At 74.5% G+C, this 14,489-nt stretch carries 2 protein-coding genes (1 of these 2 running past the window's edge); both read right to left on the reverse strand.

The features are described from left to right. Window positions 1-11,203, reverse strand: partial view of a type I polyketide synthase gene (locus C2L59_RS46270; RefSeq protein WP_103355951.1) — the 5' portion only. Its footprint begins 3,185 nt before the window's first position; only the first 11,203 of its 14,388 coding nucleotides appear in the window; the start codon lies at window positions 11,201-11,203; its stop codon lies off the left edge, out of view. Between the two features lie 179 nt (window positions 11,204-11,382). Continuing rightward, window positions 11,383-14,489 (reverse strand): SDR family NAD(P)-dependent oxidoreductase (locus C2L59_RS49720; protein ID WP_233224095.1); only part of this gene is annotated, 3,107 nt, incomplete at its 5' end.

Raw genomic sequence — 14,489 nt, forward strand, 5'->3', positions numbered from 1 at the left:
CGACGACATCGAGCGGCGCGGCCACCGACACCATCCCGCCGCGACCGGCGAGGGCGAGAATCGCCCGGCTGCGCAGGGTCACCACCCGGGCACCGTCCTCGAGGGAGAGCGCGCCCGAGACCACCGCGGCCGCGATCTCGCCTTGGGAGTGCCCGACCACCGCGTCCGGCACCACGCCGAACGAGCGCCACAGCGCGGCCAGCGAAACCATGACCGCGAACAACGCCGGCTGAACCACATCGACCCGGTTCAGCGCCTCCGCATCGGCCAGGACGTCCCGCAGCCGCCAGTCCGCAAAGGACTCGACGGCGGCGGCGCATTCGTCGAGCCGGGCCGCGAACACCGGCGACGACGCCGCCAGGTCGAGGGCCATGCCCGTCCACTGCGAACCCTGGCCCGGGAAGACCAGCGCCACCTTGCCCGGGGTCCCGGCGACGCCGGTGACCACCTCGGCCGCGGGCCTGCCTTCGGCGACGGCGGCCAGCGCGTCGGCGCCGAAGACCACCGCGCGGTGCGGGAACCGCGACCGGGCCGTCGCCAGCGAGAACCCGATGTCCGCCGGGTGGCCGTCGACCCCGGCGAGGGCGGCGGCCTGGTCGCGCAGGGCGGCTTCGGTCCGGCCGGCCAGCACCCAGGGCACGGGCCCGGAGACCGGCTCGCGCTCCTCGGCCACCGGGTGGGGCGCCTGCTCGAGGATCGTGTGCGCGTTGGTGCCCGAGATGCCGAACGACGACACACCCGCCCGCCGGGGGCGGTCGGCGGGCCACTCGCGGGATTCGGTGAGCAGCGCCACCGCCCCGGCTTCCCAGTCCACGTGGGACGACGGCGCGTCGACGTGCAAGGTCTGCGGCAGGACGCCGTGCCGCATCGCCATGACCACCTTGATCACGCCCGCGACACCGGCGGCGGCCTGGGTGTGCCCCAGGTTCGACTTGATCGACCCCAGCCACAGCGGTTCCTGCCGCTCCTGGCCGTAGGTCGCGAGCAACGCCTGGGCCTCGATGGGGTCGCCCAGCGTCGTTCCGGTGCCGTGCGCCTCCACGGTGTCCACATCGGACGCGGACAGCCCGGCGTCCGCGAGGGCGGCCCGGATCACGCGTTGCTGCGAAGGGCCGTTCGGGGCGGTCAGGCCGTTCGACGCGCCGTCGGAGTTCACGGCGGATCCCCGCACCACGGCGAGGACGCGGCGGCCCTCGCGCAGCGCGTCGGACAGCGGCTGCACCAGCAGCATGCCCGCGCCTTCGGAGAACCCGGCGCCGTCGGCCGCCTCGGCGAACGCCTTGCAGCGGCCGTCGGCGGCGAGGCCGCGCTGGAGGCTGAAGTCGACGAACATGCCGGGGGTGGCCATCACGGTCGCGCCCCCGGCCAGCGCCATCGAGCACTCGCCGCGCCGCAGGGCCTGCACCGCCAGGTGCAACGCCACCAGCGACGACGAGCACGCCGTGTCCACCGTCATCGACGGTCCTTCGAGACCGAACACATAGGACAGCCGGCCGGAGACGACGCTGGCGGCGTTGCCCACTCCAGCGTGCCCTTCCAGGGCCTCGGCCGAGCGTTCCAGCAGGGCCGGGTAGTCCTGGCCGTTCGTGCCGGCGAACACCCCGATCCGCCTGCCCCGCACCGAAAGCGGGTCGAGCCCGGCGCGTTCGAAGGCTTCCCAGGACGTCTGCAGCAGGAGCCGCTGCTGCGGGTCCATGGCCAGGGCCTCCCGCGGCGAAATCCCGAAAAAGGCCGGGTCGAAGCGTGTGGTGTCGGCGAGGAAGCCGCCCTCGCGGGCGTAGCTTTTGCCGGCCACCCCGGGTTCGGGGTCGTAGATCTCTTCGAGGTCCCAGCCGCGGTCGCCGGGGAACGGCGTGACGGCGTCGCCGCCCTCGGCGACCAGCCGCCAGAGGTCCTCGGGCGAGCGGACCCCGCCGGGGAACCGGCAGCCGATGCCGACGATGGCGATCGGCTCGTCGGCGCCGGTGGTGGCCACGGGCTGCTCGGCCGCCCCGCCGCCGATGCCGAGCAGTTCGCCGAGGAACCCGGCGAGCACGGTGACCGTCGGGTGGTCGAACACGAGGGTGGCGGGCAGCCGCAGGCCGGTCGCGGTGGCCAGCCGGGTGCGCAGCTCGACCGCCGTCAGCGAGTCGAAGCCGAGTTCGGAGAAGGCGCGTCCGACGTCGACCGCGGCCGGGGCGGCGTGGCCGAGGACGGCGGCGGCCTGCGCGCGAACCAGGTCCGTGAGCACGCGATTCGCTTCTGCCGCGCTCAGGCCGGCGAGCCGGGCGGCCAATCCGGACGGCTGGGGCGCGGTCTCCTCGACGGCCTCCGGGATTTCGGCCAGCAACGGCCGGGCACGGGCCGCGGTGAAGGCCGGGGCGAAGCGCGTCCAGTCGACGTCGGCGACGAGCACGGTGGTGTCCTCGTGGTCGAGCGCCCGGCCGAGCGCGGTGAGGGCCAGCCCGGGATCCAGCGGCGGGACGCCCTCGGCGGTCAGGCGGGCGCGGTCGACGCCTTCGTCGGCGTCCCAGACACCCCACGCGATCGAGGTGGCGGCCTCGCCCCGGGCCCGGCGACGCTCGGCGAGCGCGTCGAGGTGGGCGTTGGCCGCCGCGTAGGCGCCGTGCGCGCCGCTGCCGACGACCGCGGCGATGGAGGAGAACAGGACGAAGGCGTCGAGCCCGTCCGGGAGCAGGGCGTCGAGGTGGTCGGCGGCGTCCGCCATCACCCGGCAGGCCCGCTCCAGGTGGTCCGGACCGGTTTCGGCGAGGGGCGCCAGGTCCGTGACGGCGGCGGTGTGGAACACCGACCGCACCGGGCTGTGGGCTTCCAGGACCGCGGCCAGCTGGTCGCGGTCGGCGACGTCGCAAGGTGCTTCGATCACGCCGTGTTCGCTCAGGCCTTCGCCGCCGGGGAAGGCCGCCGCGGCGAGCACGATCTTGGTGGCGCCCCGGGTGATCAGCCAGCGCGCGAGCCGGACGGCCGCGTGGCCGTCGGCGTCGGTGACGAGCACCGTGCCCTCGGGCCGCCAGCGGCGAACCGGCTCCCGCTGTCCGGCGTGCACCAGCCGCCGGGCGAAGACGCCGGACGCACGCAGGGCGACTTGGTCTTCGCCGGTGGCGCCGGCCAGCACGGCGGCGAGCCGGGCGCCGGCCACCTCGTCGAGACGTCCGGGCAGGTCGAGAAGGCCACCCCAGCGGGTGGGGTGCTCGAGCCCGGCGATCCGGCCGAGCCCCCAGACCCGGGCCTGCCCCGGATCGGGTGCGCGATCGTCGGGGCCGGTGGCCACGGCGCTTTCGGTGAGGAGCCAGAGCGGGGCGTCGAGGCGGGTCAGTTCCAGGGCCGTCGCGGCGTCCGGCCGGACGGCCACGACACCGGCCAGGTCCCGGTCGTCCTCGGCGATTTCGGCGCCGTGGGCCGCCAGGACGTCCCGGACGTCGTCGTCCCCGATGACTCGCCAGCGGCCGGACAGCCGGGCGGCCGGGACGGTGACGGGACGCCACGCGATCCGGTAACGCCAAGCGTCCGTTGTGGACTCTTCGTCGCGGCGGCTGCGCCAGTTCGCCAGCGCGGGCAGCACGGCGTCGAGCGGGGCGTCCTCGGCGAGGTCGAGGGCGCCCGCGAACGCCGGGACGTCCTGGCCGGCCACGACGTCCCAGAAGGACTGGTCGGCGTGGACGGGTCCGGTTTCCGGGACGTCGAGCCAGTACCGCTCGCGCTGGAAGGCGTAGGTGGGGAGGTCGGCCGGGGCGGCGCCGGCGAAGGCCGGGGTCCAGTCGACCCGGACGCCGTTGACGTGCGCTTCGGCGAGGGCGGTGTGGAAGCGGGTGAGGCCGCCGTCGTCCCGGCGCACCGAGCCCAGCGCGACGACGTCGTCGCCGAGCGCCATGGTCAGCACCGGGTGCGGCGACGCTTCGACGAACGTCCCGAACCCGTCGCTCTTGAGCCGCTCGACGGCGGTGTCCAGGCGGACCGTGCCGCGCAGGTTGGTGTACCAGTACTCCGCATCCAGCTCGGCTCCGTCGATCCACTCGCCGGTCACCGTGGAGACGAAAGCGGTTTCCCCTCGGCGGGGGGTGATCGGCGCCAGCACTTCGAGCAGTTCGGCGCGCAGCTGCTCGACCTGCGGCGAGTGCGACGCGTAGTCGACCGGGACCCGCTTGACGCGGATACCGTCCGCACGGCAGGCCGCCATGAATTCGTCCAGGGCCGCCGGTGCGCCGGAGACCACCACGGCGGCGGGGCCGTTGACGGCGGCGAGGGAGAGGCCGCCGGTGAGCCGCTGCTCGACGGTTTCGCGGGAGGCGGCCACCGAGAGCATCCCGCCGGCACCGGCCAAAGCCAGGATGGCCCTGCTGCGCAGGGCCACGACTCGAGCGCCGTCTTCCAGCGAAAGGGCGCCCGAAACCACGGCGGCGGCGATCTCGCCCTGGGAGTGGCCGACGACCGCGTCCGGGACCACCCCGTACGAACGCCACAGCTCGGCGAGAGACACCATGACGGCGAACAACGCCGGTTGGACCACGTCGACCCGGCTCAGCGCCTCCGGATCGGCCAGGACGTCACGCAGGCACCAGTCCACAAAGGAGCCGAGGGCGGCGCCGCATTCGTCCAGGCGAGCCGCGAACACCGGCGACGACTCCGCGAGCTCCAAGGCCATCCCCGTCCACTGCGCCCCCTGCCCCGGGAACACCAGCGCCACCTTGCCCGGCGCCCCCGCTTCTCCGGTGACGACGTTCGCCGCGGGAACGCCCTCCGCGAGGGCGGTGAGACCGCCGCGGAGGTCCTCGCCGACCACGACCGCGCGGTGCCGGAACAACGACCGCGCCGACACGAGGGCCGCGCCGACCGACGCCGCCGGGAGGCCGGCTCGCCCGAGCAGCGCGGCGGCCTGCGCTCGCAGGGCGTCGGCAGTCCGGCCGGAAAGGACCCACGGAACAGGACCATCCGCGGGCGGCTCGGTCACGGTCCCGGGGACGTGCTCCAGAACCGCGTGCGCATTGGTGCCGCTGACCCCGAACGACGACACGCCGGCCCGCCGCGGCCGGTCGCCTTCCGGCCACTCGCGGGCCTCGGTCAGGAGTTCCACCGCACCCGCCGACCAGTCCACGTGGGACGAAGGTGCGTCGACGTGCAGCGTGCGCGGCAGCACGCCGTGGCGCATCGCCAGCACCATCTTGATCACGCCGCCGACGCCGGCCGCCGCCTGGGTGTGGCCGATGTTCGACTTCAGCGAGCCCAGCCACAGCGGCGTTTCACGCTTCTGGCCGTACGTTTCCAGCAGCGCCTGGGCCTCGATCGGGTCGCCGAGGGTCGTGCCCGTGCCGTGCGCCTCCACGGCGTCCACTTCGGACGCTTCGAGGCCGGCGTTGGCCAGGGCCTGGCGGATCACCCGCTGCTGGGCGGGGCCGTTGGGCGCGGTGAGCCCGTTCGACGCGCCGTCTTGGTTGACGGCCGTGCCGCGCACGACCGCCAGCACCGGGTGGCCGTTGCGGCGGGCGTCGGACAGCCGTTCCACCAGCAGGAGCCCGGCGCCCTCGCCCCAGCCGGTGCCGTCGGCCGCGTCGGCGAACGACTTGCACCGGCCGTCGGCGGCGAGGCCGCGCTGGCGGCTGAAGTCGATGAACACACCCGGTGTCGAAAGGACGGTCACGCCACCCGCCAGCGCGAGGTCGCACTCCCCCTGCCGCAGCGACTGGCACGCCAGGTGCAGCGCCACCAGCGACGACGAACACGCCGTGTCCACCGTGATCGCCGGCCCTTCGAGGCCGAACGCGTACGCGATCCGGCCGGAGGCGACGCTGCCCGCGCTGCCGTTGCCGAGGTAGCCCTCGTACCCTTCCAGTCCACTTCGGACGTTCTGCAGCCGGGTCGCGTAGTCTTGGTACATCACGCCGGCGAACACGCCGGTCCGGCTGCCGCGCACGGTGTCCGGCACGATCCCGGCGCGCTCGAACGCCTCCCACGCCACTTCCAGCAGCAGCCGTTGCTGCGGGTCGGTCGCGGTCGCCTCGCGCGGCGACATGCCGAAGAACCCGGCGTCGAAATCCGCGGCGTCGTAGAGGAACCCGCCTTCGCGGACGTACGACGTGCCGCTGTGGGCGGGGTCGTCGTCGAAGAGGCCGTGACCCGGCCAGCCGCGGTCGGCCGGAAACGCCGAAACGGCGTCCCCGCCCTCGGCGACCAGCCGCCAGAGGTCGTCCGGGGAAGCGATCCCGCCCGGGTAGCGGCAGCTCATCGCGACGATCGCGATGGCGTCGCCGTCGCCGGCCGTGCGCGTGACGGCGGTCCGCTCGGTCCGGCCGGCGAGGTGGTCGGCGAGGACGGCCGGCGTGGGGTGGTCGAACACCAGGGTCGCGGGCAGCCGCAGGCCGGTGGCCGCGGCGAGCCGGTTGCGCAGGTCCACCGCGGTGAGCGAGTCGAAGCCGAGGTCCTTGAAGGCGCGGCCGGGGTCGATCGCGTGCGCCGACGTGTGCCCGAGCACGGCCGCGACGTGCGTCCGGACCAGGTCGAGCAGCGCCTCTTCGGACAGTTCGCCGAGGTGGCCGCCGGCCGCCGCGGTGCGTCGCGCGGAAGGCGGGAAGAGCCCGCGGAACAGCGGCGAGACGGTGCCGTCGGCGGCCTGGCGGCGCAACGCGGCGGCGTCGAGCGCGATCGGGACGAGCGCGGCCGGCCCCGCGGTGACGGCCCGGTCGAACAGCGCGAGGCCCTGCGCGGACGCCAGCGGACGCACGCCGGAGCGGCCGAGGCGGTCCCGCGCGCGGTCGTCGAGGTGCCCGGTCATCCCGCTGGCCTCGGCCCACAGGCCCCAGGCGAGGGACACGGCGGGCCGCCCGGCCGCGCGCCGCCGCTGGGCGAGCGCGTCGAGGTAGGCGTTGGCGGCGGCGTAGTTGCCCTGGCCGCTGCCGCCGGTCGTCCCGGCGGCGGCGGAGAACAGCACGAACGCGGCGAGGTCGGTGGTCAGCTCGTCGAGGTGGCGGGCGGCGTCGGCCTTGGGGCGCAGGACCGCGTCCAGCCGCTCCGGGGTGAGGGCCTCGACGACGCCGTCGTCGAGGACACCGGCCGCGTGCACGACGGCGGTGATCCGGTGCGCGGCCAGGATCTCGGTGAGCCGGTCGCGGTCCGCGGCGTCACCGGCGACGAAGACGGCCTCGGTTTCCCCGAGGTCCGCGGCGAGTTCGGCGGCGCCGGGCGCGTCCGCGCCGCGGCGGCTGAGCAGTACCAGCCGCCGGACGCCGTGCTGCCGCGCGAGGTGCCGGGCGACGAGCCCGCCGAGCACCCCCGACGCCCCGGTCACCAGGACGGCACCGTCGCCCCAGTCCGGTGTCTCCCCGGAGGCCGTGACGCGGGCGAGGCGGGGCACGAAGAACCGTCCATTGCGGACGGCCGCCTGCGGCTCGGGCGGAACCACCGGGTGGTCCGGGTCGTCGGTGTCCAGCAGCGCGAACCGCCCGGGGTGTTCCGACTGGGCCGACCGCACCAGGCCCCACGCGGCGGCGAGGTCCGGGTCCGGCGCCTCGCCGTCGTGCACGGCGACTGCTCCGCTGGTGACGAAGACGAGCACCTCGGGCCGCTCGGCGGCGAGCCAGCCCTGGACGCGGTCGAGTACGAAGTGGACCGGCGATCCCGTGACCGGTTCGAAGACGACTTCGGTTTCGGTTGCCTCGAGGGGGATTTCGGTCCAGTCGACCCGGTACAGGTCGTCGGCTCGGTCCAGGCCGCCGGCGGGCAAGGGCCGCAGCACCAGGGACTCGGCCGTCGCGACCGGAGCACCCGACGGATCCGCCACTTCGACCTTGACCTCGTCCGCGCCCCGGCGGGTCAGCCGGACACGCAAGGCGGACGCGCCGGTCGCGTGCAGCGTCACTCCCGCCCAGGCGAACGGCAGCCGGGCCGGGCCGTCCTGTTCGGACACGGCCAGCGCGTGCAGAGCCGAGTCCAGCAGCGCCGGGTGCAGGCCGAACCGGGGCGCGTCGGCGACCTCCGGCAGCTCGACCTCGGCGAAGACCTCGTCGCCGCGGCGCCACGCCGAACGCAGGCCCTGGAAGGCGGGTCCGTAGCCGTGACCGGCCGCCGCGCGGAGGCCGTCGTAGAACCCGTCCAGGTCGATCCCGGCCGCGCCTTCGGGCGGCCAGGAGTCCAAGGTGAACCCGGTATCCGGGCTACCGGGGGCCAGGACGCCGGTGGCGTGCCGGGTCCAGGGGTCGTCCTCGTCGCGTCGCGAATGGACTTCGACGGCGCGCCGGCCGGTCTCGTCGGCCGCGCCCACCCGGACCTGCAGCGCACGGGCGTCACCGGCGAGGAGGGTGAGCGGCGTTTCGAGGGTGAGCTCCTCGATGGTGCCGCAGCCGGCGCGGTCGCCCGCCTGGACGGCGAGTTCGACGAACGCGGTGCCGGGCAGCAGGATCGTGTCGTGCACGGCGTGGTCGGCGAGCCACGGCTGCGCCTGCGGCGAGACGCGGCCGGTGAGGACCAGGCCGTCCCCGGCGGCCAGCGCGACGGCCGCCCCGAGCAGCGGGTGCCCGGTGGCGCTGAGCCCGAGCGTGCCCGCGTCACCCGGGTCCGCGACGACCGCGGGCCAGAACCGTTCCCGCTGGAAGGCGTAGGTGGGCAGGTCGGTCGTGCGGGCCCCGGGGAACGCCGGGGTCCAGTCGACGGCCACCCCGCGGACGTGCGCTTCGGCCAGGGCGGTGTGGAACCGGGTCAGGCCGCCGTCGTCCCGCCGCAACGAGCCCAGCGAGAGGACGTCGTCGCCGATCGCCATGGTCAGCACCGGGTGCGGCGACGCCTCGATGAAGGTGCCGAAGCCCTCGCGCTTCAGCCGCTCGACCGCGGTGTCCAGGCGGACGGTGCTGCGCAGGTTGGTGTACCAGTACTCGGCGTCCACCCGCTCGTTCCACTCGCCGGTGACCGTCGAGATGAAGGCCGTGTGTCCCGGCTGCGGGTCGACCGGTGCCAGCACGTCGAGCAGTTCGTCGTGGAGCTGCTCGACCTGGGCCGAGTGGGAGGCGTAGTCCACCGGCACCCGCTTCGCGCGGATCCCGTCGGTTTCGCAGGATTTGCTCAGCTCGTCGAGGGCCTCCGGCGCACCGGACACCACCACGGCGGCCGGGCCGTTCACCGCCGCGATCGACAGCCCGTCCATCAGCCGGGCTTCGACGGTCTCGCGTGGAGCGGCGACCGAGACCATGCCCCCGTGTCCGGCCAGCGCCAGGATCGCCTTGCTGCGCAACGCCACCACTCGGGCACCGTCCTCGAGCGACAGTGCACCCGAGACCACCGCGGCGGCGATCTCCCCCTGGGAGTGGCCGACGACCGCGTCCGGAACCACACCGTACGAGCGCCACAACGCCGCCAGCGACACCATCACGGCGAACAACGCCGGCTGAACCACGTCGACCCGGCTCAGCGCCTCCGCGTCGGCCAGCGTGTCACGGAGGTTCCAGTCCACAAAGGACTCCAACGCCGCGCCGCACTCCTCGAAGCGGGCCGCGAACACCGGCGAGGACGCCGCGAGTTCGAGAGCCATCCCGGCCCACTGCGCACCCTGCCCCGGGAAGACCAGCGCCACCTTGCCCGGCGCACCGGCTTCCCCGGTGATGACGTTCGCGGCCGGAGCGCCCTCGGCGAGCGCCGCGAGGCCACCGGCGAGATCGCCGACCACGACCGCGCGGTGCGGGAACGCCGTTCGGGTGGTGACCAGCGAAAACCCGATGTCGGCGGCGGGTCCTTCCACCCCGGCCAGGGCGGCGGCCTGCGCCTGGAGGGCGTCCGGGGTCCGCGCGGAGAGCACCCACGGGACCGGGCCGGCCGCCACGGTTGCGGGTTCTTCGGCCGCCGGCGCGGCTTCGAGGATCGCGTGGGCGTTGGTGCCGCTCATGCCGAACGCGGACACGCCCGCGCGGCGGGGCTCGCCGGTCTCCGGCCACGGCCGGGCCTCGGTGAGCAGCCGGACCCCGCCGGACGCCCAGTCGACGTGCGACGTCGGGGCGTCGACGTGCAGGGTCCGCGGGAGCACGCCGTGCCGCATCGCCATGACCATCTTGATCACCCCGGCGACACCGGCGGCGCCCTGGGTGTGCCCGACGTTCGACTTCAGCGACCCGAGGAAGAGCGGGTCGTCGCCGGTGCGGGCCCGGCCGTAGGTCGCGAGCAGGGCCTGGGCTTCGATCGGGTCGCCGAGCGTGGTGCCGGTGCCGTGCGCCTCGACCGCGTCGACCTGCTTCGCGGACAACCGCGCGTTGGCGAGGGCCTCGGTGATCACGCGTTCCTGGGCGGGGCCGTTGGGTGCGGTCAGGCCGTTGGAGGCGCCGTCGGAGTTGATCGCCGAGCCGCGGACCACGGCGAGCACGGGGTGGCCGTGGCGCTGGGCGTCGGACAGGCGTTCCAGCACCAGCACGCCGGCGCCCTCGCCCCAGCCGGTGCCGTCGGCGGCGTCGGCGAAGGACTTGCAGCGGCCGTCGGGGGCCAGGCCGCGCTGGCGGCTGAACGCGACGAACGCCGCCGGGGTGGACAGCACGGTCACGCCGCCGGCGAGGGCGAGCGAGCACTCGCGGCGGCGGAGCGCGTGGCATGCCCAGTGCAGCGCGACCAGCGAAGACGAGCAGGCGGTGTCGACCGTGACGGCGGAGCCGCCGAGGCCGAGGAAGTAGGCCAGCCGGCCCGAGACGACGGCGGTCGCGGTGCCGGTGAGCAGGTGTCCTTCGAGGTTGTCGCCGGCGCCGCGCATGAGGTTCGCGTAGTCCTGGCCGGTGTTGCCGACGAAGACGCCGGTGGGCGAGCCGGCCAGCGAAGCCGGGTCGATGCGCGCGCGTTCGATGGCTTCCCAGGTCGTCTCCAGCAGCAGCCGCTGCTGGGCGTCCATGGCGAGGGCCTCGCGCGGGGAGATGCCGAAGAATCCGGCGTCGAAGTCGGCGACGTCGTGCAGGAAGCCGCCGGACGCGGTGTGGGAGGTGCCGGGCCGGTCCGGGTCGGGGTCGCGGAGCGCGGCGAGGTCCCAGCCGCGGTTTTCGGGGAATCCGGTGACGGCGTCGGTGCCCGCGGCGACCAGGTCCCAGAGCTGTTCGGGGCTGCGGACACCACCGGGCAGCCGGCAGCCCATGCCGACGATGGCGATCGGTTCCTGCTCGGCGTCCTCGACCGCCTGCAGCCGCCGCCGGGTCTGGTGCAGATTGGTCGTGACCCACCTGAGGTGCTCGCGCAGCGTCTCCTCGTCGGCCATGTCAGTGCCACCAGCCTTTTCTCCAGCGAAGTGCGGACACCCGGCACATCCGCGCGCCGAAGTGGCATCAAAGTGAGGCTATGGGACCGGTTTTGGGCCTACAACCCCTAAAGATTGCCCCTAACAGGGGCCCCTACGCAGGGAAATCCCACTCCGGCAGACTGGTTCCGAATTGTGGGTCACATTTTCCCGAGGTCATTGTTGATGAACGCGAGAAGCGCGTCGTCGTCGGCGAAATCGAGCTCGCCGGAATTCGTTTCCGGTTCGGCGTACCGGCTCAGCAGGGCCTGGAGCCGGACGGTGAGCTCGGTGCGCGTCAGCCGGTCGGGTTCGCCGCCGTCGAGCGCGGCTTCGAGGCGGTCGAGCTCGGCGAGGACGCTGGGGGCGCGGTCGCCCAGCTGGGCCTGCAGGTGCTCGGCGAGGGCGGCCGGGGTGGGGTGGTTGAAGACGAGGGTGGGCGGCAGGGTGAGCCCGGTCGCGGCGGCCAGGCGTGTCCGCAGCTCGACGGCGGTGAGCGAGTCGAAGCCGAGATCGGTGAAGGCCCGGCCGGCCTCGACCGCGGCGGCGGAGGCGTGCCCGAGCACGTGCGCGGCCTCGGTCCGGACGAGGCTGACGAGCTCGGCCCGCAGCTCGGCGGGCGCGAATCCGGCGAACCGGCTGGTCCCGGGGTCCGCGGGCGGCTCGGGGAGTTCGGCCTCGGGCAGTTCGTCGAACAACCGGCTCGCGCGGGTGGCGGTGAAGGCAGGGGCGAACTTCGCCCAGTCGACATCGGCGACGACGACATCACCGCTCCCCACGGCGGCCGCCAGCGCGGCCAGCGCCCGGCCGGGCGCCATGGGCGCAAGCCCACGACGGCGGAGGTGGTCCTGTTCGGCCTTGCCGGCGGCCATGCCGGCGCCGTCCCAGGGCCCCCAGGCAACGGAGGTGGCGGCGCGGCCACGGGCACGCCGTTGCGCGGCAAGGGCATCGAGCTGAGCGTTCGCGGCAGCGTAGGCGGTCTGGCCACCGCTGCCCCAGACGCCGGAGATGGAAGAGAAGAGGACGAATGCCTCGAGCTCGTCACCGAGGAGGGCGTCGAGGTTGCGGGCGCCGTCGACCTTGGCTTCGAGGATCCGGCGGAAGTCTTGGTCGGTGAGGTCGGCGAAGGCGGTGGCTTGACCGGCACCGGCGGCGTGGACGACGGCGGTGATCTTCGGGAGTCGTTGGAGGGTTCGGGCGAGGTCGTCGCGGTTGGTGACGTCGCAGGCGACGACGGTGGCGGGGAGTTCGCGGGCGAGGGCGGCGGCGTTGGGGGCTCCGGGCCCGCTGCGGCTGAGGAGGACGAGGTGTTCGGCGCCGGCTTTCGCAGCCCATCGCGCGACGGCGGCGCCGAGGGCGCCGGTGCCGCCGGTGATGAGGACGGTGCCGGCGGGGGTCCAGGAGGGAGAGGACGAGAGCGGCGCGCGAACGACGCGGCGGGCGAAGACGCCGGTGGGACGGAGGGCGAGTTGGTCCTCGCCGGCGGGGAGGGGGTCGGGGGGTTGCTTGCTGTTCTCGGTCGCTGAGGTTGGGGCGGACTGGCGCTCGCCGGCGGTGAGGGGTGCGGCCGCTTGCTGCTGCTCGCCGCCCGCGGTCGCGGAGGTTTGGGCGGACTGGCGCTCACCGGCCGTGAGCGGGCCGGCAGCTTGCTGCTCGCCGGCCGCGGTCGCGGAGGTTTGGGCGGACTGCCGCTCGCCGGCCGTGAGCGGGCCGGCAGCTTGCTGCTCGCCGCCCGCGGTCGCGGAGGTTTGGGCGGACTGGCGCTCGCCGGCCGTGAAGCTGGTGGCTGCGGGAGCTTGCGGCTGCTCGCCAGCCGCGCCGGTGGCGAGTTCCGCAGCCCCGGCGTGCCGGTTTCCGCTGGCCGCCACAATCCCCCACACCCGGGCGACCTGCTGCTCGTCCGGGACCTCCGGCACGTCCACCAGCCCACCCCAGCGGTCCGGGGTCTCCAGCGCCAAAGCGCGTCCGAAGCCCCACGCCCCCGCCAGCTCCGCGTCTCCGGGGCCGTCGTCGCCCGGTACCGTCACCGCGCCGAGCGTCACGCACCACAGCCGGGCCCGCACCTCTGTCCTCGCCAGGGCGATCGCGTTCTCCAGGGCGTTGTCTCCCGGCGCCGAAACCAGCACCACTCCGTCCCACGGTTCACCCGGCAGCTCGCCCGGCCCGACCACGAGAACCCCCGGCCGCACCAACGCTTCCGCCCACCGGCGGGCCGCGCCGGGAGCCGCCACGATCGCGTACCGGCCGGCCGGGGCCACCGGGACCGGCTCCGGCGCCGGGACCCACGTCACCCGGTAGCGCCACGACTCCGTGGCCGCCGCGTCCGTGCGGTCCCGTCGCCACGACGCCAGCGCCGGGAGCACCTTCGCCACGTCCGACTCCGGCACGCCCGTGTCCGCCGACAACCCCGCCGCGTCCGCCCGGTCGACCGCCGCCCAGAACCGGGCGTCCACCTCGCCGCCCGCCGGGCGCGGGGCCGGCGCCGGCCAGAAGCGCTCGCGCTGGAACGCGTACGTGGGCAAGGGAATCCGGTGTCCGGGCAGGGTGGTCCAGTCCACCGGGACGCCCGCGGTGTGCAGGGTCGCCAAAGCGGTGAAGAACGTCCGTTCTTCGTCGCGGTCGCGGCGCATCGTCGGGACCGCGACCCCCGGCACCATCGAGCTCAGCACCCCATCCGGGCCGACCTCCAGGAACACTCCGACGCCCGCAGCCGACAACGTCGCAAGGCCGTCGGCGAACCGGACCGTCTCCCGCACGTGCCGCACCCAGTACTCCGCCGTGAACGGCACAGCGAGAGCACCGCTCACATTCGAGAGCACCGGTATCTCCGCCGGGTGATACGTCAACGACTCCGCCACCGCGCGGAACCCGGCCAGCATCGGGTCCATCAAAGACGAATGGAACGCGTGACTCACCGACAGCCGCTTGGTCTTCGGGAACCGAGCCGCGAAAGCCAGCACCGCGGCCTCTTCGCCGGAGACCACCACCGAGTCAGGCGCGTTCACCGCCGCAAGCGAAACACCCTCAGGAAGCTCCAAAGCAGACTCGGGCGCGGCGATCGCCACCATCGCCCCACCGGCCGGCAACGCCTGCATCAGGGACGCCCGCGCCGCCACCAGCCGGCAAGCGTCCACAAGAGACAAAACACCGGCGACATGCGCCGCCGAAATCTCTCCGATCGAATGCCCGGCAACGTAATCCGGGCGCACACCCCACGACGAAACCAGCCGGAACAACGCCACCTCGACCGCGAACAACGCCGGCTGCG

Source organism: Amycolatopsis sp. CA-128772 (genome assembly GCF_002904295.1).
Lineage (GTDB): Bacteria > Actinomycetota > Actinomycetes > Mycobacteriales > Pseudonocardiaceae > Amycolatopsis.